A 22,858-nucleotide genomic window follows, 5' to 3' on the forward strand; every position below is an offset into this window, starting at 1 on the left:
GAACAGATGTTTGACCACGTCAAGTTCGGTGTCCGCAACTTCGCGGTGAGCAGAGCCTTCTACCTCAATAGGGAAAAGAAATCCCTGACGGAAAGCATTCTTTTCCGTTTGGCGTCCTCAGAACGGGAGGTCCGACTTGATTTCCAGTTGAGCAGCTCGGAACGAAGTCGAGGTTACGAAGACACCTGGCAGGAAGCCGGCGCGCGGCGGGTGGCGTATTACACGGGAGTTCCTTCCGGCGGCTATCGTTTCCATGTGAAAGCCGCGAACGCTGACGGCCTCTGGAACGAAACCGCCGCCACGCGGGCGTTGCAGTTCTTGCTGCAAAACGTTTCTTCATCCTCGGCCATCCGCGTCGCTGACGAGATCGGAAGGCATCCTCGCGGCGATCGACCTGGCCGCAGACAATCGCCACTACATCAGTCCGGAAATCTCCGGCCTGCGAACCGAGGCGGCAAGCCTGGGTGCGGAAGCGTACGTGACGAAAGACGATTTCTCCCAACTGTTCGCGACCATCCATTCCGGCGGTCATCAGACGTCCCCCACCAAGCCGGATCAAGCGAGTTAATCCCAAACTTCTATCCCACGTCTGATCAGTAAGTCCCGTACGGGACATACCTTTTGCGCGGACTTTTTGATTGGGTTCGCGGGGATTTGAGGCTATTGGGTCTCTACGCGGTAGATCTTCATCCCCCGCGCCTGGTAATTGGCGAGTGCCGCGGGGTGGTCGAGCGTGCAGGTGTGGACCCAGACTCGGGTTGGCTCCATGCGCCAGGCTTCATCGAGGGCGTGCGTGAGCAGGGCGCCGCCGAAGCCGCGGCCGATGAACGCGGGAAGGAGTCCGAAATAGGCGATCTCCACGCCGTCGCCATCGTCCTGCCGCAGTTCGTGATAACCGGCCGGGGACCCGTCGTAGTAGCCCACGAAGGTGCGGAGCCGTCCCGATTCGACGTGACCGCGCCACTGTTCTCCCGACCAATCGCGTTTGTCGGTCCACGCCCAGGGCGCGCCGACTGTCAAATAAAGAAAACGATTGAACTGCCATTGCGGCACGGTCGCCTCTCCGATCCAGAATCGCTCATCCGCGAGGCGCTTCGGGAGCAGTTCGTCCGGCGAGCGCATCTCGAGGTAGGTTGTGGTGACGGCGTTCATCCCGCTTGCACATCCGCGCCGAGGATTTCCTGGGACTGGCGGCACAAATAAGTCCACGCAACCAACCCGGTGATCAGCGCGACGGCGGCGCAGACGAGGTAAGGCAGGGAAGGGCGTGCCGCGTATAACGCGTTGGCAAAAATCGGGCCGATGATGCGCGCCAGGCTGGCCGCGCTTTGGGTCACCCCCAGCGTCGCTCCTTGTTCCTGCGGCGGTGTGCGCAGCGAAATCAGCCCAAACGTCGGCGGGCGATTAATGCCGGAGCCCACCGCGAACAGCGCCAGGCACAAGAGCAGCGCCGTAATCGTGCTTACCGTCGGCAACAAAGCCAGGCTCACGGCGACCACGATCAAGCTCCCGGCGATCAGGCGTTGCTCGCCCAGGCGGCGATTCAGCCATCCCAGCCCGCCCCCCTGAAGAAAGGCGCCGAGCAGGCCGCAATACGTGAACAGATACCCGGCGTGGCGTTCGTCCAGGTGGAATTGTTCCTTCACGAGCAAGCTGAACGTGCTCTCGAAACAGGCAAAGCAAAAAGTCGCCAGAAAGTATGTCCCGATCACGAATCCGACCGTGGGCCGGCGGAAAGTCTGGGTCCATTGCGCGAGACCGGGGCGCCGCGGGACGTGTTCGGAGTTGGGTTTCCAGCTTTCCGCGAGCACGCAGCAGCCCAGCAAAAAATTCACGCCGCAAAAAATCGAGGCCGTCCAGCCCGGTCCGGCCAGCCCGAATTGGTGATAGCTGAACGCGCCGAGCGCCGGTCCGAAGATGAATCCCAGCCCGAACGCCATTCCGATCAACCCCATCTTTTGCGTTCGCTTGTCCGGCGGTGTGATGTCCGCGATATACGCATTGGCGACGGACAGATTCGCGCCACAAATGCCCGCAAACACCCGCGAGGCGAGCAACAGCCACAGCGCCGCGTCTCCCGTGCGCGTCGAAGCGATGGCGAACAAGGCGTAGGAAATCGCCGACCCGGCGTTGCTGATGAGAATCACGGGGCGCCGCCCAATCCGGTCGGAGAGCCGGCCCCACGCAGGCGCGAACAGGAATTGCATCAGCGAAAACGAGGCAATGATCGCCCCGATGACCGGGCCGCTGGCGCCGAATTGCTTGCTGTAAAGCGGCAAGAGCGGCAGGACGATGCCGAAGCCGATCAGGTCGATGAAGACGCTGAAAAAGATAATCAACAACGACGGTTTCTTCATTTCGAAAGCAAATGGCGATTTATGTATAGGCGCTCGGAGGAAAAAGGCCGAATTTCGCTTCCGCGGCACGTATCCGCTGGCGCCGCGCTTCGTTCATAGCCAAGGCCCCGACCGTCGCCCGACCGATAGGAGTCAAGCCTGATTTGAGAACCCATAAACCGAAAGTGAATTGACCAGCGTTGGCGGACCGGGGGATACAAGGGCACCGACTTGCCGCTCACAGGATCAACGACCGCGGTTCGATCGGCTTTGTGCAGATTGCAGGATGGACAAGCCAACGCCAGATTTCATAGGCAAAACCTAGGAGTTCAAACCGCGGGTGTCAATCCAGCGGAGATTTCTTGACTTCGCAGGTCGGGTCGTTAATTAAGCCAGTCCATAAACCGAACTCCCGATCCAACGATCCGCGTGAAGCTCTCCGACCGTTTCTCCTCGGTCAGCCTCACGATGTTTAGCTCGCGGGAGGCGAATACAAGCCGCGTGTGCAGCCAAGCCTGCTGCTTCGCGGACTCGGCGGATGTTTGATCATCCCTAGAGAAGGAACCCATGAACTTATTTCGTCGCAAAAGTGTCACCGATCTGCAAGCCGAGGCGCTGACGGACCAGAGCCTGAAGCGCGCGTTGGGCCCTTTGAATCTGACCGCGCTGGGTATCGGCGCCATCATCGGCACCGGAATCTTCGTGCTGACTGGGACAGCCGCCGCGCAGAATTCCGGCCCAGCGGTCGTTTTGTCGTTCGTCCTGGCGGGGATTGCTTCGGCGTTCGCGGCGCTGTGCTATTCGGAATTTGCCTCGCTCGTCCCGATGTCCGGCAGCGCTTACACCTATGGCTATGTGACGTTGGGCGAGTTGTTCGCCTGGATCATTGGTTGGGACCTGGTGCTGGAATACGCGGTTGGGGCCATTGCTGTGTCTGTCGGCTGGTCGGGCTACGTGGTTTCGTTTTTCAGAGATTTCGGGATTATCATTCCTCCCGAACTTTCCGCCGCCCGGGGCGTTCCGCTCATTAATCTCCCGGAAGCGCTCGCCGCGAGCCTGAAGGTGTCGCCCGGCTGGCAGACACTTTCGGCGCATCTCGCGGGTCAGATCAGCGCGGCCGGAACGGACCCGACGACGCTGCAAAACGTGACTGCGGTTTTCAATCTCCCTGCGGTCGTGATCGTCGCCATCGTCACGACGTTGCTCGTGGTCGGCATCAAGGAGTCGGCGGGTTTCAACAACATTATCGTCCTTGTGAAGCTGGCCGTGGTGTTGTTGTTCATCGCGGGCGCGGCCAGTGCGATCAACCTCGCCAACTGGCAGCCCTTCATTCCGCAGAACACAGGCAACTACGGGGAGTTCGGCTGGTCCGGCGTCATGCGCGGCGCCAGTTTGGTCTTCTTTGCCTACATTGGCTTCGATGCTGTGAGCACCGCCGCGCAGGAAGCGAAGAATCCTCAGCGCGACATGCCCATCGGGATCATCGGTTCCCTTCTCATTTGCACCGTTCTTTACATCATCGTCTCTGGTATCGCCACCGGCGTCGTTCCCTACCAGGAACTGGACGTGCCGGAGCCGATCGCGAAAGCGGCCGACCGGGCAGGGATGGGCTGGATGGCTGGCGTCATCAAGCTGGGCGCCATCGCGGGGTTGTCGTCTGTGATCCTGGTCATGATGCTTGGCCAAACGCGCGTGTTTTGGTCGATGTCGCGGGACGGTCTGTTGCCCGACTTCGTCAGCCAGGTTCATCCGCGGTTCAAGACGCCGTGGAAAATCACCATCGTCACCGGCGTCGTCGTGGCTGTTTGCGCGGGGTCGGTCACCGTGCGGGATGCCGGGAACCTCTGCAACATCGGGACGCTGCTGGCCTTTGTGATTGTTTCTGTGGGGGTGCTGGTGCTGCGCGTGCGCGAACCGGATTTGCCGAGGAAGTTCAAGACGCCGGCGATCTGGTTTGTGGCGCCGATGGGGGCGATTTCGTCGCTGGCGCTGATGTTGAGCCTGCCGTTGACCACCTGGATACGGCTGGCGATCTGGTTCGCGATTGGTCTGGTCATCTACTTTGTGTACGGCGCCAAGAGGAGCAAGCTGGCCCAAGCCGAACCTTCCACTGGAGCTTCCTGAGCTTCGTCCGAGTAACCCTCAGTTAAGGTAGTTAAGGCGGGGCGAGGCTCGTGCCGAGCCAATGCCATCGAAGAAAAGCTCCGCGGGAGCGTCGCTCCACCGTCGTGAACTGAGGGGTTACTCGTCCGACACTCATAGCATTTGACGGCCCTGGCCCGCTTACCTACCGTTCGGTAGCTTTGTGAAGACGAACCCCGTCACTCGAGACCAGGTTTTGCGCGCCGCCCTGGCGAAGTTCGCCGAGTGCGGCTACGCCGGGACGTCGGTGCAGGACATTGTCGATGCCGCGGCCGTGACCAAGGCAACGCTGTATTACTATTTCCCGAACAAGGCCGGGCTGTACCAGGCGCTGCTCGATTATGCGCACGACGAGCGGTTCCGATTGATGCGGGAGGCGGCCGCCCGCTGCGCATCCCTGCCGAACAAACTGGTCGAGGTGATCACGGCGCTCTTTGAGTTTCTGAAGGAACACCGCGAACTGATCCGGCTCGCGTTCTCCACGGCGTTCGCGGCGCCCGGAGAAATCCCGGCGGAAATCCGGTATCTGGACAAATGCGTTCGCAATTTCGAGTTCATCCAATCGCTGATCAAGCAAGGTCTGGCCGAGGGCGTCGTGAACCGGCGATTCACGAGCAAAGAACTTACCATGTCGATTTACGGCCTGATCAATATGTACGTCATGGGCCAATTCTTCCGACCGGACCACGCCTTGACCCGTCGGACCGCTGAACAGATCGTCAAACTGTTTCTCGAAGGCGCCGGAGGCAAACGTGAAGTCAGGAAGTGGGCCTGGGGAAATCGCGCGCCAAGGAAAATCTGAGTCATGACACAGCAAACCGTTACAGCGTTACAGCGCTACTGCGTCAAATCGGTTCCAAGAAACCCCTCTCTCCAACTCGCTCCCCCCTCGTTCCTCGCGGGGAGAGAGGGAAGTCAATCGGAGCCGCTGACCGCCACTTTAAGTCGCACCTCGACCGACGCTTCTCCAGCGAAGCTCAGCAAACGCCTTCCCGCGCTGCTGCTCGTGGGATTGCTGGTGAGTTCGCTTCTTCAGACCGGCTGCAAGCCAAAGGCGGCGGGCAGTCAGACACAGGGTCCGCCTCCGGTGCGCGTAATCGCGGTCGAGGCGAAACTTCAGGCTGTCTCCGAGACGCTCTCGTTGCCCGGCACGATCATGGCCAATGAAATGGTGGAGATCAAAGCGGAGACCGACGGCATCGTGCAGGAGATCAATTTTGCCGAAGGCCAGAAAGTAGCCAAGGGCCATTTGCTGGTGAAGCTCGACGAATCCAAGTTCGCCTCCAGTCTCGCGGAAGCCGAAGCCAACCTCAAACTCAGCCAGGCGAACTACGATCGCGCCAGGCAGCTCTTCCAGGACAAATTGATCTCGCAGCAGGACTTCGACCAGTCGGCTTCGACCTTCGCCGTCAACCAGGCCGCAGTCGATCTCAAGCGACGCCAGCTTCAAGACGCGCGAGTCCATGCGCCGTTCAGCGGCATTGTCGGCGCCCGGCAAATTAGTCCGGGCCAGGTGATCAGCCGAAACACGACGCTGACCTGGCTCGTGGATCTGGACACGGTCAAAGTCGAAGTCAAGGTGCCTGAGAAATACCTGCGCCAATTGGAAATCGGCCAGACGATGGAATTCTCGGTCGCGGCGTTTCCAGGCGAGAAATTCAAAGGCGAAGTGTATTTCATATCGCCGCAGATCGACCAGGACACGCGTTTCGCACTGGTGAAAGCGAAGATCCCGAATGCCAGCGGCAAGCTCCGGGGCGGCATGCTCGCGAGCCTGGAACTCACGCTGCAGTTGCGCGAGTCCGCCATCGTCATTCCCGACCCCGCGCTGATGAGCAACGGCGACAATTTCATGGTGTTCGTCGTGGACGCGAACAACACGGCTCAGGTTCGTCCGGTTGCAGTCGGCCTGCGCCTGCCCGGCAAAGCCGAGATCACCAAGGGATTGAGTGCGGGCGAAAAAGTCGTTGTGGAAGGCGTGCAAAAGTTGCGGCCGGGCGCGCCCGTGACGTTGGCGCCGGCGGAGTCGGCCGCACCGTACACACAGGGGTAAGCTATGATCCTATCCCGCGTTTCCATCCAACGTCCGATCCTGGCCAGCATGATGAATCTCGTGCTGATTCTCTTCGGACTGATTGGCCTGACGCGCCTGCCCGTGCGCGAACTGCCCGATATCGATCCGCCCATCATCTCCATCACGACCGTGTATCCCGGTGCGAACGCGCGCGTGGTCGAAACCGAAGTCACCGAGCGTCTCGAAGAGGCCGTCAACAACATCGAAGGCATCAAGACGCTGCGCAGCGAAAGCCGGGAAGGCGTCAGCAATATCTCCATCGAGTTCGACCTTTCGCGTGACATCGACATCGCGGCCCAGGATGTGCGCGACCGAGTGTCGCGCGTCCGGGGCCAGTTGCCGCTGGACATTCGCGAACCGATCATTGCCAAGCAGGATTCCGACGCCATGCCGATTATCTGGAGTTCGTTGAACAGTGACCGGTATTCGCCCCGGGAACTCACGACGCTGGCCGAACAGCAAATCAAGCCGCGGTTCCAGGGCATTTCGGGCGTCTCTTCCGTGATGATCGGCGGCGAAAAGCGCTTCGCGATGCGGCTATGGCTGGATTCCGAGAAAATGGCTGGGCGTCACGTCACCGTGCTCGACGTCCAGCGCGCGCTACGCCAGCAAAACATCGAGTTGCCCAGCGGCCGCGTGGAGAATCTCGACCGCGAAATGACCATCCAGACGCGCGGTGAAATGAAGACCGCCGAGGAATTCAATGATCTGGTCATCCGGAGCGATGGCACGTCGCTCGTCCGCCTGCGCGACATCGGCAACGCGGAGGAAGGCTCGGAGGATTATCGCACCATCGCGCGCGCCGCGGGCAAACCGTGCGTCTGGCTGGGGGTGATCAAGCAAGCCAAGGCCAACACGGTGGCCGTGGCCAAAGCGGTCAAGGCAGAAATCGAAGCCATCCGGCCTACGCTGCCGCAAGGGTGCGACCTGGGGGTGGGATACGACTCCAGCGTGTTTGTGGAGCGGGCCATCATCGAAGTTTGGGACACGCTGGCGATTGCCTTCGGGTTGGTGGTGTTGATCATTTTCGTGTTTCTGCGAAACATTCGCTCGACGATCATCCCGGCGGTGGCGATTCCGGTGTCGATTGTCGGCACCTTTGCGATCCTTTACGCGTTTGGTTTCTCGGTAAACATCCTGACCATGCTGGCGCTGGTGCTGAGCATCGGCATCGTGGTCGATGACGCCATCGTGGTGCTGGAAGCGATTTACCGGCACATCGAGGAAGGGATGCCGCCCATGCAAGCGGCGTTCAAAGCGATGGAAGAAATCAGCTTCGCCGTCATCGCGATCACGATTTCGCTTGTGGCGGTGTTTGCGCCGCTGGCGTTTCAGAAGAGCACGACCGGGCGGCTGTTTATCGAGTTTGCCGTCGCCGTCGCCGGGTCGGTGATCATCTCGGCGTTCGTGGCGCTGACGCTCTCGCCCGCCATGTCCGCCCGCGTGCTCAAATCGCTTGAAGGCGTGAAGCACGGCCCGCTCTTCAACTTCTTCGAGCGCAGCTTCGATTGGTTTGCGAACACTTACGGGCGCGCCCTGAAGTGGTCGCTCCGGCACCGGTTTTTCGTGACGCTGGTCGCGCTCGGATCGTTCGGACTCACCGTGGCGGCTTATTTTGGCCTGGAGCAGGATTTCCTTCCGCAAGAGGACAAGAGCCGCATGTTTTGCATGGTGATCACCCCGAATGGCTCGACGAGTGAATTCACCGACCGCCAGTTGCAGAAGGCTGAACGGATCGTCTCCGAGGTGCCCGAAGTAGCCCGCTACGGCGCGATGGTTGCCCCGGGTTTCCGGGGGCCTGGAGAGGCGAATTTCGGAATTGTGTTCGTGACGCTCAAAGATCGGAAGGAGCGCGAGCGCTCGGCGCAGCAGATCGTTTACGGACCGGGCGGCGTGATGCAGAGGTTCTTCAACGAGGTGGAAGGCGGGTTGGCGATTGTCCAGTTGCCCAAAGCCATCGAAGTGAGCTTTCGCGAATCTCCGTTCGAATTGATCCTGCAAAACCAGGATCTCGACGCGCTCAACACGACCGCCCAGGAGGTGGCGAACAAGATTCGCGGCATGAACAAGCTTCGGAGCGTGAATGTCACCTTCGAGGTGAACAAGCCAGAGCTTCGCGTGAGCATTGACCGCAGCCGCGCGGCGTTGCTGGGCGTGAGCATCGAAGATATTTCGCGCACGATGCAAATCCTCTTCGGCGGGCTTGACTTGAGCCGGCTCAAGATCGGCGGCAAAGAATATTACGTGATGGCGCAACTGGAACGTCAATCGCGCCTGACCCCGCAAGACCTGGACAAGATTTTCGTCCGAAACGACAAAGGGGAGTTGATCCAATTGAGCAGCCTCGTGACCCGCACCCAGGGCGCGGCTCCCAATTCGATCAGTCACTACGGACGTTTGCGCAGCGCGAGCATCACAGCTTCGCCGGGCACCGTGCCGATCGGAACTGTCGTGAAGGAAGTCGATGCCATGCTCGCGCAGGAGCTGCCGCCGGGAACCCTTTACGCCTGGGGCGGCGACGCCAAAAGCCTGAACGACGCCAGCACCGAAATCTGGTGGGTCCTGGGACTGGCGATGATCATTGTGTACATGACGCTGGCGGCGCAATTCGAGAGCTTGATTCATCCGCTGACGGTCATGCTGGCGCTGCCGCTGGCGGGCGTCGGCGCGTTCGGCTTGCTGTGGCTCATCGATTTCGGCGGAAAGATGGGGCTTTATCCACCCATCCCGGCGATGAACATGAATCTGTTCAGCCAGGTCGGGCTCGTGCTTTTGATCGGATTGGTGACGAAGAACTCGATCCTGCTCGTCGAGTACGCCAACCAGCAACGCGCCAAAGGCATCGACTCGCACGAGGCGATGATCCGTGCCGGTGTGGTTCGGTTGCGGCCTATTCTGATGACGGCGTTCTCCACCGTCGCGGGCATTTTGCCGATTGCGATTGGGTTCGGGTCGGGTGCGGAGAGTCGGCGGCCCATGGGCGTTGCGGTGGTTGGCGGCATGATGACCAGCACCTTTTTGACCCTGTTGATCATCCCGGTCGTGTACACGCTCTTCAGCGACCTGGCCGAGAAGCTCCACCGCAAAGGAGCGAAGGCGGCACTCGATCCTGTGGATGCGGCTCCGGGTTTTTCGGCGCAGTGAACTTTCAACTTCTCTTGGCTGTTGCTTTGGATATTGGCTCTTGGATATTTGACATAAAAGACGACGAACGTCATCGTATTTCACTTAAGGTCCGTGCACACTCAAGACGAACGAACCGGCAATGCGCGCGGCGGCTTCGAGGTTCTGTTCCTTCCGCAGCTTGACCAGCGACTCGCGCTGCACTTCGGCGAAGGCCTGCGCAACGCTGCCCGTTTGCTGAAATCGTTCGTAAAAAGTTCCCAGCCACTCGTTCCTTGCCCCGTCTTCCACCGGCCACAGCGTCATCAGCAGATTCTCCGCGCCCGCTTGCACGAAACCACGGCGCAAGGCCAGCACCTCTTCGCCGGAAGCCGTCGCGCCCACTCGCGCATCGCACGCGGATAACACGACGAGTTCCGTTCCTTGCAGCTTCAGCAACGCGGCTTCGTCCGCAGTCAGGATTCCGTCGTGAATCGGATGCGGCAATTCGCCGCGCTCCCAGGATTTCAACGTCGCCCGAGCGCCGGCCATCACCACGCCTCCCCGGTGAACCGGGTTTCTCAGCGCCGCTGGGAGGGAGGCCGATGCCGGCGGAGCTGCATCCGAAATGGCGCCGGAGCGGTCGCTGTCGCCGCGAGCGAGCGCAGCCACACTCGGCGCCACCGTGGTCGTGTGGCCAGGCAAGGCGAAGCCATGCGTAGCCAGGTGAAGAACCCGGGGCGATTGAACCGCGGCCAGTTGCGCCTCGCTCGCCCCGGCGCCGCCCACGACGCGGACGGCCAGTTTGAGAATCTTCAATTGCGCTTCCACCCGTTCGGCTTCCTTCAACGTTCCGGGCAGTGGCGGCAACGGCAATCGTCCGATGTCCTGCCGGTCCACAAACTGGATCGGGCTGCTTTCTGCATTCCCCAGCGCATTCAATCCTTCGGCGGTGAAATCGGGATTGCAGAAGACGAAAGCCTGGTTGCTGCGGCCGGATTTCCGTTCCGCCAGCAAATCACGGCCGCTGGCCACATAACGGACCGAATATTTCTCACCGAGAAAATGATCGTCCGCCGCCAGCAGCATGGCGAAGGAAACGGCGCTCAAGGCGCCGTCGGGGCTGATGAGGAGCGCTTTTGTGTCTGCAGGCAGCGCGGCTGCGATCGGCATCCAGATTTGTTTCGATAATGCCTGAAGCAACGGCGCGATTTCCCTGCCCGTATTTTGCGCTCCGCGGAGGGCTCGCTGATAGCGGTCAACCTCGCGGTCGGACTCTTCGGCGTTGCCCAACGCCACCCAGGCCGGGTTCCCTGTGGCGGTCATGACGACTGCGCCGTAGCAAGGTTGCCATTTGTCGGCGCTGATGCACTTGAAGTAACGGATCAACTCGATCAAGGCGGCCTGAGGCGGAATCGCGTTCTGGACGTGGGCCACGGTCAGGTTTGCGGTGTTCCGGACGCGTCCCAGTCCGGGCACGCGGTGCGCGAGAACGCCTTCGAGCACTTCGACATCGCGGGCCAGGCGGTTCTTTTCGATCTCGCGTTGTTCGCGCGGCTTTGCCTTAGATTCACCGGGGACGTCAAACAGCAGCTCCGCCAATTGTTGCTTGGTCGAAAGGAGTTCTTGAATCATGGCCTGATCCTTCGGATCGAGGCCGGCGCGCTCGATCAATCGATCCTCGAGGAGCGAGTCCAGAATCACGCCTTTGAAACGCAGGATCGTCAGGGCGAGCTCGGCGGGCGCATTGGCTGAAACCGCCAGACTGTACGGATTGACCAGATCGGCGTAAGCGAGCCGTTGCTGCGTGCTGCCGTAAGCGAGCACCGTGGAGAGAAGTTTGAGTTTGGCCCGGACCGCCTGGCCGGCGAGTTGCGGGCCGCGCGCCTGATCTCCTTCGCAAACGTTGAGTGAGGCAAGGTCCTCGAGGTTCTTCACGGAACTCGGATGCTCCGGACCCAGCGCCTTCGCCAGGATGTTCGAGGCACGCTGAAACGACGGCTCGGCTTTCGCGGAATCGGCCAGCGCTTGTTGCGCCTTGGCCAGTTCGTTCAGGCTCCCGGCTGTTTCGGGATGGTCCGGTCCAAATGATTTTTCCGCGATTTTCTCGGCACGCTGGGCGAGCGGCTCCGCCTTCTCCGGTTGGCCCATTTTTCGATAGAGATTGGCCAGGTGGTTCAGGCCGGGCTTGGTTTTCGGACTGTCCGGTCCGAAAGCTTTCTCGGCATTCTTCAAGGCGCGCTGATACAGCGCCTCGGCTTTGGCGTAATCGCCTTTGGCTTCATGAAGGGCCGCGAGTTTGTTCAACGACGATTCCAGCGATGGATCGTCCGGAGACGAGTTCTGTTCTTTCAGTTTCAGGGATTGCTCCAGGAGACGCTCGGCCTGCGCGTCGTCACCGAGCGCCTGGTTGATCTCACCAAGCTCGTCAAGGCACTGGCCCACCGCGGGACTATTTGTGCCCTGGTTTTTCTCAAAGTTTTTGAGCGCGCGCTCCAGAAGGGGTTTGGCTTTGGCGAATTCACCTTGCGTGCGATTCATGGCCGCCAGATTGGTCAAGCTGGCTCCGACATCCGGATGGTCCGGCCCCACCGCCTTCTCCCGGATCTTCAGGGCGCGATCCAGCGCCGGGGCGGCTTTGGCAGGCTGATTGGCTTCCAGGTACATTTCGCCCAGATCGTTGAGCGCAGCCGCGGTCTCGGGATGCTCCGGGCCGCGTGTTTTCTCGGCCGCCTTTACCACTTGCTGGAAGCACGGTTCCGCTTTGTCGAACTGGCGCGCGCCTTCGTAGGCCTGTCCGAGTGTGCCAATCGTTTTGGTGACCTCCGGGTGCTCCGGCCCAAGCGTGCTGATCTGATTGCGCAACGCCCGTTGCAGCAGCGGCTCGGCGCGGGCGAATTCGCGCTTGCCGAGGTGCGCCTCGGCGGCCTGGACATCCAGTTCCGGGGGCGCTTTCGTGTCGTTCGGATTGAACGGCGCCGGCGGTTTTCTGGCCCCGGGTTTCGACGGTTTCGCGAGGCCGGGCTTGGCGGAAGCCGCCGCCTTGCCCGTTTCGGTGTCCGGCCCCGGCTCGGCCTCGTCCGGTTTGGTTTCGGCGGAGATTTCTTTGGCGGGCTTCTTCTTGGCGCGCGCGCCGGCGCTGTCGGCATTGGTGCGCGCTTCCCGAGAGGCCGAAAGCCAGATCAAAGCTACGATGCTGGCCAGGCCAAGCAGTGCCAGGCCGGGCAGGACGAACGGCTTGAGGACCGTGACGCTGCGCTTGGCGACCGACGCCGCACGCAGGCGAGCCGGTCCTTCGGACGCGCCGCCCGCCGCCGCCGTATTGGCGGCCGCTTCCATGATCAGCGTGACTCCGCCCAGGCGAAGCTTCTGGCCTGGCTTCAACTCGGACGATTGCACCTGCGCGTCATCGATGAACGTCTCGTGGTTTGGACTGAGATCGCGAATTTGAATCGTCTTCGCGGTAACGAGGATTTCGCAATGGTACGCAGCCACGGACGGATCGTTCAGCACCATTTCGCTGTCCGAAGCGCTGCCCAGGCGGTAAGCGCCGATTTTGAGCAGAAAGACCTCGTAAGGGGGACCGACGGTTCTGAGCTTATACATAATCCGTGTGGTTTGAGGTCGCCTCGGTTTGCTTGAACCCTGCACGCCGAGCCGACCATTGACACTTGCAGCAACTCTTCCGCTGTAATTCGGAAACAGGATCCAAACTTCCGACCCTGCGACGAATCTTATCCCAGAGTTCCACCCTATAATCAATCGCAGAGAATGGGCAATCCCGTGAAGGTCGGGCGAGGCTCTCGCCGAGCCAATGCCATCGAAGAAAGGCTCCGCAGGAGCGTCGCCCCACCGTCGAGAGAGGGTGCGATTTAGTGTCGGTCAGCGACTCCGATTGACTTTCCTCTCTGCCCGCGAGGAACGAGAGGGGAGAGATCTGGAGAGAGGGGTTTCTTGGAAAAGCGAAATCTGACGCACCTCCTCTCCCCAGCCCTCTCCTCCCATCGGGAAGAGAGGGAGAAGACTTTGTCACCGACAGCTTTAATCGCAGCCCGCCGAGAAAATTCTGTCGCCCTTGATCGTCCGTGGTAATTTGGCAGGGTTCAGTGAAGCCATGAAAACCTACTCCTCCTATCGCAACCTGCCGCCGCTGGCCGGCGTTTGCTCGATGCCGGACGCCATGACTCCCGGCCTTTCGGTTGAAGAATGCGTGCGCCGGCTCAAGCGTTATCATTATGCCTTCAAACGGCTGCACCACATCTTCACCGCCCGGATCACCGCCGAACCGATTTACGAACTCAAATCGGCCTTCAGCTTGCACGCCTACCTTTGCGCAGAACAGGCCTCGGCCCTGCGCAAACGCGTCGGTGAAGTGCGCGAGCCGCCGCTCGGCCTGGAAGAAATTCCGCATCCCAACCTGGAAGTTTTCTTTGACGAGATCCTGGCGGCGCCTTCCACCGAAGAGCTTGTCCTCGGCCTCTACGAAAAAGCCCTGCCTGCTTTAAGCCAAGCCCTGGAACGGCATTTGCAAGACACAAACCATCTGGCAGACCACCCTTCCGTGCGCCTGAGCCGTTTTGCGTTGCTCGATCTGAGTGATATGCTCGACTTCGGCGCCAAGACGATCCGTTGCTTGATCGACGCAAAGGTGTGCGGACAATTGGACGCCTGGCTGAAGTTGCTCGACGATTCTCTCGCCGACGCGGGCGGACTCGACGGCACGCAGACGCCTGCGGCGAAGCCCATTCAACGCCGGCATTCCTCCAAGCCGTATCAATACGACCGCGTGCCCAGGCGCGACGAACGCTTCCCCGACCCTTACAACATGGGCGTGAACGCCGAGATGTTTCTTTACGATCCCAAATTCCCGCCGCAGCCGAAGACGCTCATGATGTTCTACAAGCGGCTGCGCGAAATCGACGTGCCGGAGATGATGGCCAGCATCATCGTCGAGACGCCGAACAAACCGTGGGCTTACTATCGCGACATGAGCCGCCAGCTCTGGGACGAAGCGCGCCATGCCATGATGGGAGAGGTGGGTTTCGCGAACCTCGGCATCGACTGGCGAAAAGTCATGATCAACTTCACCTGGTCGCTCGCGTTGAACACCCAGCTCAAGCCCATCGAACGGCACGCGGTGCTCTACTTCATCGAGCAAGGGTTGATGCCGAAAACCGGCAAGCGCTTCGAATGGGAAGTCGGCCAGTCCTCCGGGAATCCGCTGTCCGCGCTGTTCCAGGATTACGACTGGGCAGACGAGGTTCTCCACGCGAAGATCGGACGCGATTGGTATTTGAAGGAGTTCACCAATCCGCAAGAGGCCGTGCGTTACGGCGACGAATGCTGGTCGCGCGTCCTGATGAACTGGGCCAAATGGCGTGAAGACGGACTGACGCAGCATCGCAACTGGTGGCCGGAAATCTATCGCGCCGCTTGCGAACGCTGGGAAATCCAGCCGGATCCGGAAGTGCTGGCTTACTCGACCACTTACGAAGCCGTACGCGCGGATTTGAAGACGATCTCCGCGTCAGGATAGGGGCACTCTCCGGAGGCCTGCCCTACTGCTTGCTTCTGACGTTCGCTCCCATCGCCGGCTACACTCCACAGCGTCATCCATAGATTCATTGCGCGGGCTTCAACGAAACCGCGACGCAAGCCGAGCATACCTTCGCCCGGCTTAGGGTCCGTGCAAAAATAACTTCGGATTTTGGCGGGAGCGCCGCCTGGCCGGATGCAAGGCGCGAGGAGGGAGCATCCCCGTTTTGGGGCTGTGACCGACGAGCAACGCCGCCGCCGGCCAGGCGCCGCCCCGCCCCGGAGGGCTGGGGCGATTTCGCTTTCTGGCTTCGTTTCTCCTCAGTCGCAGAGCCCTGGCTATGCTCCTTCGTCGTGCCTCGCCAGAAAGCGAAATCGCCTCCAGCAAAACCGGAATTTATTTTTGCACAGACCCTTAGCTTTGTATCATTGCACTGCTTATGCGAATGACCTTCTCTTCCCTGATTGCTACCGTCGCCGTGGGACTCTCAGCCCAAATCTCTTTGCCGCAAGATCTGGAGAAAAGCGCGGCCTCGGCGCCTGCCGCGGCCGACGGCGTGAAAGTCGGCACCGCCGCCGTGGAACTGGAGGCCGACGATTCCATGGTCATCGCGGGCGGCATTACGCCGGGAAAGGTGAGCGGACAGGAAGGCAAGCTCCGCGCCGCCGCCATCGTCCTGGAGAAATCCGGGCAACCCAAACTGGCCATCGTTGCCTGCGACATCCTGATGATCACCCGGGAGTGGCTGGATCCGGCGGTGGCTGAAATCGAAAAGGCCACCGGCATTCCCGGCGCGCACATTCTGATCAACTCCACGCACACCCACCACGCGCCGAGCGCCGTTCTGCTGCACGGATACAACCTCGACAAAACTTTCGCGCAGCGCGTCCAGCGCGCCGTGGTGAAGTCAGTGGTAGAAGCTCACGCGAATCTCTCGAAAGACAATTGCCGCTTCTTCTTCCAGCTCGGTGAAGAAAAGACCGTCGGCCAAAATAGCCGGCAATTGCTCTCGGACGGCCAGATTTATTGGGTCGGCCCGCGCGACCAATTCGTCCGGCCCACCGGGCCTTTCGATCCGGAACTTCCAGTGCTCGCCTTTCGCGACTCCGCCGACAAGTTGAAGGCCGTGATCTTCAATCATTCCACGCACACCATCGGCACGCGCCAATCGGGCAAACGCTCGCCGTCCTTTTACGGTTTGGCTGCGCAAGATTTGGAAACTGAATTAGGCGGCCTGTTCTGTTTCCTCGAAGGCGCGTCCGGGTCCACGCACAACCTCGGCTTGTCCGGCGCCGAATCCACGGAACGAATCAAGAAAGCCGTCGCGGACGCGCTGAAGCTGGCCCAGCCTCGGCCCGTGCCCCAACTCGCTGCGCTGAAACGCCCGTTCAAATTCAGAGTCCGCCCATTCGACGACGCGAAGGAGGACGAAGCCGTCACGCGCTACTGCCGGAAATGGGTTGGCGCGTATGGCGAAAAGGTCATCGAAGTGTTTCGCGACATGCGCAAGGCGCTGGCGCCGCAACGCGGCCAGGAACGCGAAACCTGGCTGCAAGCCCTGCGCATCGGCGACATCGCCATCGTGGGTGTCCCCGCCGAGTTTTTCACGAAACTCGGCCTGGACATCAAGAACCGATCGCCATTCCGCCACACCTACGTCGCCGAGTTGGCGAATGATTGGATCGGTTACCTGCCCGACCTCGACGCGCACAAACTCGGCGGCTATCAAGTCTGGACCGGCTACCACAGCTACGCCGAGCCCGGGACGGGCGAACGGATCGTCGAGGAAGTCCTCGCGATGTTGAACGAGTTGGCGCGGTAGGTGTCCGCGGGCGTCGCGCAGATTACACCTTCGGCTGTCTCCCCTCAGTTAAGGCAGTTCCGGCGGGGCGAGGCTCCTGCAGAGCCGATGCCATCGAAGAAAGGCTCCGCAGGAGCGTCGCCCCACCGTCGTTAACTGAGGGGATACCTTCGGCTTGTGTTCGCCCGCCGAACCGGCAAGAATTGGGATCATGATCGAGCGAATACAGAGAAGTTTCTCATTCGACGGGACGGCCTGCTGGTTGGCCTTCGTATTATTCGCCGCGTCGTCGGCTGAGGTTCACGCGCAACAACTCGAACGCACGTTCCTGAAAGGTCCGTATTTGCAGGCTCCCGGTGACGACACCATGACCGTCTTGTGGGAATCCCCCACGAACAAGCCAGGCACGCTTCACTACGGACTGAATGGCCGGCTGAACCGCGCCCTGCATCTGGAGAGTCCGCGCACGCTCACCATCGTGACCACCAACTCCGTCACCAACGTCCTGGCCACGGGCAAAACCAATGTCACCAAAGTCGCGCTGACGAATTTCGCCTACCTCTACGAAATGACGCTCACGCGGCTGCGACCCAGCTCCACCTATACTTATTCGGCCGAGACCGATGGCGTGCGAACACCGCCAAAAAAATTCCGAACCTTCGGATCCAGCCCCAACAAAGTCACCTTCATCGCTTACGGCGACACGCGCACCAACCCCAAGATCCACGCCGCCGTGGCTGCGCCGTTCAAGAAACATAACCCCAATTTCATCCTATCCGGAGGACTTCTTGAAACTCTCGTTTGAAATCGGGCCGCTCCTGACCGCTTCTCTCGCTGCCAGGCCCAAAACCAATTCGACCGTGAAAGCTATGTTCACACTCAAGCCCATGAAGAATGCGGCGCAGCCGGTCGATCTGGAAATTGGACTGATCCCGGAATCGGCGTTGAATTACGAAATGATTGGCGGCCCGGTGCGAGCCACAACGCCGTCGGCTACGCAGTCGAACAAAGTCGTGTGGGCCAGTCTTCGAGCCACGGGACCCCGCGCCATCGTTGCGCAAGGACGAGATCCGGTGCTCTCGCCGAACCTCATTTTCCAGGCCAAGGTTTTGTCGGGATCGCAGAACAGCATCGCCTACGGGCAGCAATCCAAGATCACCGATGCCGCGGCCAAGGCAGCCACGAACGTGGTGGACGCAGTGGCCTCCCAATGATCGTGGAGTTGTCCCTGGCCTGCTCATGAACCTGACGCCAGGGCGAGCCTGTCCTCAGCGAGCCGAGTCGGACGTGTTCCACGAACAGTCGAGCGGCTTGCCGGGACGGACTCGCCCTACTTGGTCTCCCGGACCGTGGCCTTTAGGGTCTGTGCAAAAATAACTTCCGGTTTTGGCGGGAGCGCCGCCTGGCCGGATGCAAGGCGCGAGGAGGGAGCATCCCCGTTTTGGGGCTGTGACCGACGAGCAACGCCGCAGCCGGCCAGGCGCCGCCCCGCCCCGGAGGGCTGGGGCGATTTCGCTTTCTGGCTTCGTTGCTCCTCAGTCGAAGATCCAGGGAGGATATTCTCCTTCGTCGCGCCTCGCCATCCGGCCTTTGGCGCGAAAACAGGACCCCGCGGAATTTTCGGACACGCTCTAAGCGCACCCACCGAAAACCGGCTGCGCGGCAACGCAGCCCTACTCGGTTCATGAGGAGGGACCGAAAACTTTCTTCAAATATTCGAGGCTCTTCGTGGCAATGACTTCGGGGCCTTCGTCATAATTGAACACCTCCACGGATACATACCCCGTGTAGCCCACTTCCTTCAAAGCCGCGGCGATCGGCCTGAAATCTACGTCCCCAAAGCCCGGACCTTTCAGATTCTTATCGTTGGCGTGGAAGTAGGCAAAATTGGGCCAGGACTCGCGGATGATCTGGGGAATCGGTTTGGAGTCCGAAGACATCGCTTTCACGTCCAGGATAATCGTGAAATGCGGCGTGTTGAGTTGTTGCACGAAGCGAATGCCTTCGGCCGCGGTGTTGATGAAGTTGGTTTCGCTGGGCGCCAGAGGCTCGAAACAAATCGTGATCGTGCGTTGCTCCGCCCGCATCACCGATTCGCGGAACACGCCCGTGGCCCAATCCCACGCTTGCTCGTACGACACGCCGTCCAGGAGGTTCCGTTGCTTGGGCGAGCCGACGACTATGATGCTGCCGCCGAGGTCGGCGCAGAAATCGACCAGGTCGCAAAAGTATTTGGACGTCCTGTCCCGGACAGCTTTGTCTGGGTGCGTCACGTACATGCCCTCGGCTTGCACCAACACCCAGTGAATGCCGGAGACCGCAATGCCCGCCCGCAGCGCCGTGTCGCGGATTCGCTGGCGTTCCGCGGCGGGAACGTCCGTCACGTATTTGGTGAGTGTGAAAGGCGCGATTTCGATGGCGTCGTAGCCGGCTTTCGCGACGTAAGCGATCGCGTCGTCGATCTTCCAACCCTGGAAGGTCTCGTTGCAGATGGCGAATTTCATGCGCGGTATTCAGGCAGAAAAATCGTGGATGCCAAATCAAAAGCACGGAACCTCAAGGTAGGCGAACCTTGGGCGAGCCTGTCCCCGGCGAGCCGGAGTCGGACGGTGTTCCAAACTCGTCGAGCGGCTCGCCAGGACGGACTTGCCCTGCCGGGTTGATGGGCTGAGTGCAGGTCAGAAAGGAACAGGAAACTTCCCATGAACCGTCTCCTCGGGACCGCGGCCTTTAGGCCGCTTCGACGCCGTACTCGAGAGCGGGGCCGGAAGCAGCCCGAAGGCTGCGGTCCGGATGGTTTTGGCTCATGGGCCATGTGCATGGTTCCGAGACCCTGGCGACTTCCTATGAAACAGCCCGCTCACCCTTCCCTCTCCCCATCTGACCCATCTGACAGGGAGCGGGTGTCCGTAAGACGGGTGAGGGTCAAGGTCGCAGCACCGCTTTATCAACGAGCGAGTGGTTTTCGCGCTCACGGCGTGAGGAGGGCGCATTCCAGTCCACCGTGACGAGACTGGACGACACGAAGAAAGGCATGTAGTCCCGCCTTTAGGCGGCTCGGGCCGGCTAAAGCCGGGACTACGAACAAGGAGTTTCCTCGGTATGCCGTTAGCTTGCGCTTCAAGCAAGTGAGGCACCGATAATGCTGGACTGGAGACTATGCAACTTCCCCTCCAACAGGAGAGGCATTGGGCATTCACACTGACGGAACTGGTCGTCATCCTCTTTACGGTCGCTCTCCTTTTCCTGCTGATGGTGCCCTTGACCTATCAACTCAAGCAGAAATCGCAGCGCATAACCTGTGTGAACAATCTGAAGAACATGGGCCTGGCTTTCCGCATTTTCGCCACGGGTAACAGCAATTCGTTCCCGATGCAGAAGCACCCCGCCCCTCTTGGCTCGCAAGGAGAAGGATCGGTCCCTTCAATCCGCTCGGTCGTCGAGTCTTTTCAGGCGCTCTCAGTCGAACTGGGCACGCCGGCGCTCCTCGTTTGCCCGTCGGACACCCGGAAGGCTGCGACGGATTTTGCCAGCCTGCGCGCAGGAAACCTCAGCTATTTCCTGGGCCTCGACGCCACCAAGAAGTTGCCAGCCTCTCTCCTGGTCGGGGACCGCAACCTGGCGACAAACGGGGTCGCCGCCAGCTCAGGTGTTCTGGAGATCACCACCAACATGAATCTGGGTTGGACCAAGGACCTGCACCGGTTTCGTGGGCATCTGGCGTTGGGGGACGGAAGCGTGCAACAGGCCACCAGCCAGCGATTGCACAGTCTCATGCTAACTTCCGGGTTGGCGACCAACCGAATCGCGCTACCTTGAATGCCGTGAAACCCGAAGTGGATAGCCGAGGCAGAAGCGGATTCACGCTCGTCGAATTACTCGTGGTCATTGGCGTCGTGGTGTTGATTCTTCTCTTGGCGATCCCTTGAAAGTAGGACAGGCTTCCAGCCTGTCTGGGCAGGCAGGATGCCCGCCCTACGTTTGTGCAGACTCAGCGCATGAAGCTCTTCTACACCGGCCCGGTCATCAACACCGAGATGCTGGCCGTCATGCTGGAGAAACACGGCATCATCGCGACGCAAGAATTCGTCGATCCTGATCAGCCCGACGACGGCGACCTGAACCGGCAGGCAAAGGTGTTCGTGCCGGACGCCGATTATGATCGGGCCTATCAGCTATTCTATGCGGAGCGCGAAGCCGAGCTGTAGGGATCGCTAAAATTCAAACCGCACGTCGCTCAGGCGGTTCCCCACTTCGGCCAGCACGCGCTTCTCCTCCGCCTGATCCTTGGCGACGAACGTGACGCTGAATCTCAGATACGGGCCGGCATCGTCCCACGGCACGGTCGAAATGAGCTTCTCCATGATCAACCATTGCGAGGCGTCTTCGGCGGTCTTGAATTCGATGCGCGGGCCGTCTTTCTTCACCGCCGCTTTTGGCGCCTTCACGTAAAGGAAGAAAGATCCCTTCGGCTTGGCCGCGCTCAGGCCCACCGCCCTGAGCGTCTGAACCAGAGCGTCCATGCGGCGCGAATACTTCAACGCAATCTGTTGCGTGATCTCCGGATGATCGAAGCAATAGGCGGCTGCATGTTGAATCGCCAGGAACTGGCCGGAATCCGTGTTGTCTTTCACGTCGCCATACGCCTTCAGGAGCAATTCATTCCCGGCGACAAACCCGCAGCGCCATCCGGTCATGTTGAAACTCTTGCTCGTGGAATGCAGCTCGATGCCGACCGCTTTGGCGCCCGGTGTGGCAAGAAAGCTCAAGGACTTCCCCTCGAAAACCAGCGCCGCATAAGCCGCGTCGTGGATAACGACGAGGTTGTTCTTGGTGGCGAAAGCGACCACTTTCGCGAAGAACTCCGGCGTGGCGCTCGCGCCGGTTGGATTGTTCGGATAATTCAGCACGAGCACCTTCGCCTTGCGCAACACCTCCTGCGGGATCGAATCCAGGTCGGGCAAAAAGCGATTCGCGTCCGTCAGCGGCAAATGATGCACAAGGCCGCCGTAATACTTCGCGTGCGTGCCGAAGACCGGATATCCTGGCGTCGTCATGAGCACGTAATCGCCCGGGTCGATCAGCGTCGCCGGCAGGATGGAGAGCGCCGCTTTGCTGCCGATGGAATGGAGGACTTCGGTTTCCGGATCGATGTCTTTGACGCCGCAGATGCGATCCAGATAGCGGGCTGCCGCCGTCTTGAGCAGGGCGTCGCCGTTGTCGGCGTAACCGCGATTCTCCGGCTTGAGCGCCTCTTTGTGAAGTTCGGCAATCGTGGCCGGGAACGCCATTTCGTCCGGCTCGCCGACACCCATATCGATGATCTCCGCGCCGGGATGAGCGGCAAGCGCGGCGCGCTTGGCGCTCTTGATTTTCGCGAATTTGTAGATCGCGGTGGATTTGCCGTACTGGCGGCCGCCGATGCGTTCGGCGAAAAGGTTTTGGATGTAGGAGTCCGACATAGAGGAGTAAGCAGTTATCAGTGATCAGTGATCAGTGGTCAGTTATCGGCGATGAGTGAACCGGAGGGCTGCCTGCGGCTCACTTGATCGAAAATTCAAAGCGCGCACGGTAACGAATGCGCGCGCGGGAGGCAAGCATGTCCCCTCCGCTCCTTAGGGTCTGTGCAAAAATAAATTCCGGTTTTGCTGGAGGCGATTTCGCTTTCTGGCGAGGCACGACGAAGGAGCATAGCCAGGGCTCTGCGACTGAGAGCGTGTCCGAAAATTCCGCGGGGTCTTGTTTTCGCGCCAAAGGCCGGATGGCGAGGCGCGACGAAGGAGAATATCCTCCCTGGATCTTCGACTGAGGAGCAACGAAGCCAGGCGGCCTTTGGCGCGAAAACCCTCCGGGCGGCGGGTCTTTTG

The 22,858-nt window shown here is 60.4% G+C and carries 18 protein-coding genes; 12 read left to right on the forward strand and 6 right to left on the reverse strand.

Going from position 1 to position 22,858, the window contains the following annotated elements; translation table 11 throughout:
* A partial coding sequence (locus FJ398_12385) for a hypothetical protein (GenBank protein ID MBM3838736.1) occupies nt 1–600 on the forward strand: 600 nt, incomplete at its 5' end.
* A 60-nt stretch (nt 601–660) separates the two neighbouring features.
* Here FJ398_12385 and FJ398_12390 read toward each other — a convergent pair.
* Both FJ398_12390 and FJ398_12395 read right to left on the reverse strand, forming a co-directional pair.
* A complete protein-coding gene (locus FJ398_12390; GenBank protein MBM3838737.1) occupies nt 661–1,152 on the reverse strand; it encodes a GNAT family N-acetyltransferase in 492 nt (163 codons plus the stop codon).
* Nucleotides 1,149–2,357, reverse strand: a complete 1,209-nt coding sequence (locus FJ398_12395; GenBank protein MBM3838738.1) for a TCR/Tet family MFS transporter — start codon at nt 2,355–2,357, stop codon at nt 1,149–1,151. Before FJ398_12395 ends, FJ398_12390 begins: the two co-directional genes overlap by 4 nt.
* A 546-nt stretch (nt 2,358–2,903) precedes the next feature.
* Between FJ398_12395 and FJ398_12400 the strand changes: the two genes are divergently transcribed.
* The 4 genes from FJ398_12400 (at nt 2,904) to FJ398_12415 (ending at nt 9,696) form a co-directional block, all read left to right on the forward strand.
* Nucleotides 2,904–4,460 carry an amino acid permease gene (locus FJ398_12400; protein MBM3838739.1) on the forward strand — a complete coding sequence of 519 codons (1,557 nt, stop codon included), beginning with the start codon at nt 2,904–2,906 and terminating at the stop codon, nt 4,458–4,460.
* 181 nt (nt 4,461–4,641) lie between these two features.
* Nucleotides 4,642–5,280: a TetR/AcrR family transcriptional regulator gene (locus FJ398_12405; GenBank protein MBM3838740.1), complete on the forward strand. Its 639-nt coding sequence runs from the start codon at nt 4,642–4,644 to the stop codon at nt 5,278–5,280.
* Between the two features lie 3 nt (nt 5,281–5,283).
* Nucleotides 5,284–6,531, forward strand: a complete 1,248-nt coding sequence (locus FJ398_12410; GenBank protein ID MBM3838741.1) for an efflux RND transporter periplasmic adaptor subunit — start codon at nt 5,284–5,286, stop codon at nt 6,529–6,531.
* 3 nt (nt 6,532–6,534) lie between these two features.
* Entirely contained in the window at nt 6,535–9,696 is a 3,162-nt protein-coding gene (locus FJ398_12415) for an efflux RND transporter permease subunit (GenBank protein MBM3838742.1), read from the forward strand.
* Nucleotides 9,697–9,780: 84 nt separating this feature from the next.
* Here FJ398_12415 and FJ398_12420 read toward each other — a convergent pair whose 3' ends face one another.
* Nucleotides 9,781–13,260 carry a tetratricopeptide repeat protein gene (locus FJ398_12420; protein ID MBM3838743.1) on the reverse strand — a complete coding sequence of 1,160 codons (3,480 nt, stop codon included), beginning with the start codon at nt 13,258–13,260 and terminating at the stop codon, nt 9,781–9,783.
* Between the two features lie 508 nt (nt 13,261–13,768).
* Between FJ398_12420 and FJ398_12425 the strand changes: the two genes are divergently transcribed.
* From FJ398_12425 to FJ398_12440, 4 genes are all read left to right on the forward strand, one after another.
* The gene (locus FJ398_12425; GenBank protein MBM3838744.1) at nt 13,769–15,190 is read left to right on the forward strand and encodes a hypothetical protein; all 1,422 of its coding nucleotides are present in this window, start codon (nt 13,769–13,771) and stop codon (nt 15,188–15,190) included.
* A 439-nt stretch (nt 15,191–15,629) separates the two neighbouring features.
* Entirely contained in the window at nt 15,630–17,012 is a 1,383-nt protein-coding gene (locus FJ398_12430; protein ID MBM3838745.1) for a hypothetical protein, read from the forward strand.
* Nucleotides 17,013–17,202: 190 nt separating this feature from the next.
* Entirely contained in the window at nt 17,203–17,796 is a 594-nt protein-coding gene (locus FJ398_12435) for a hypothetical protein (protein ID MBM3838746.1), read from the forward strand.
* Nucleotides 17,780–18,205, forward strand: coding sequence for a hypothetical protein (locus FJ398_12440; GenBank protein ID MBM3838747.1), 426 nt, complete (start codon nt 17,780–17,782; stop codon nt 18,203–18,205). The genes FJ398_12435 and FJ398_12440 overlap by 17 nt, the downstream gene beginning before the upstream one ends.
* Before the next feature lie 116 nt (nt 18,206–18,321).
* On the opposite strand, the gene FJ398_12445 is transcribed toward FJ398_12440, so the two are convergent.
* Together FJ398_12445 and FJ398_12450 are read right to left on the reverse strand one after the other, a co-directional pair.
* On the reverse strand, nt 18,322–18,657 hold the full coding sequence (locus tag FJ398_12445; GenBank protein ID MBM3838748.1) for a hypothetical protein: 336 nt from the start codon (nt 18,655–18,657) through the stop codon (nt 18,322–18,324).
* Between the two features lie 16 nt (nt 18,658–18,673).
* Nucleotides 18,674–19,504 (reverse strand): sugar phosphate isomerase/epimerase, encoded by an 831-nt coding sequence (locus tag FJ398_12450; protein ID MBM3838749.1) that lies wholly within the window; start codon nt 19,502–19,504, stop codon nt 18,674–18,676.
* 900 nt (nt 19,505–20,404) lie between these two features.
* Between FJ398_12450 and FJ398_12455 the strand changes: the two genes are divergently transcribed.
* Nucleotides 20,405–20,920 (forward strand): prepilin-type N-terminal cleavage/methylation domain-containing protein, encoded by a 516-nt coding sequence (locus FJ398_12455; protein MBM3838750.1) that lies wholly within the window; start codon nt 20,405–20,407, stop codon nt 20,918–20,920.
* Nucleotides 20,921–20,989: 69 nt separating this feature from the next.
* The gene (locus FJ398_12460) at nt 20,990–21,199 is read left to right on the forward strand and encodes a DUF2007 domain-containing protein (GenBank protein MBM3838751.1); all 210 of its coding nucleotides are present in this window, start codon (nt 20,990–20,992) and stop codon (nt 21,197–21,199) included.
* Between the two features lie 6 nt (nt 21,200–21,205).
* On the opposite strand, the gene FJ398_12465 is transcribed toward FJ398_12460, so the two are convergent.
* Entirely contained in the window at nt 21,206–22,453 is a 1,248-nt protein-coding gene (locus tag FJ398_12465) for an LL-diaminopimelate aminotransferase (GenBank protein MBM3838752.1), read from the reverse strand.
* A gap of 183 nt (nt 22,454–22,636) precedes the next feature.
* On the opposite strand from FJ398_12465, the gene FJ398_12470 reads away from it, so the two are divergent.
* Nucleotides 22,637–22,858 (forward strand): hypothetical protein (locus FJ398_12470; GenBank protein MBM3838753.1); only part of this gene is annotated, 222 nt, incomplete at its 3' end.

This window comes from Verrucomicrobiota bacterium (genome assembly GCA_016871535.1).
Taxonomy (GTDB): Bacteria; Verrucomicrobiota; Verrucomicrobiia; order Limisphaerales; family SIBE01; genus VHCZ01.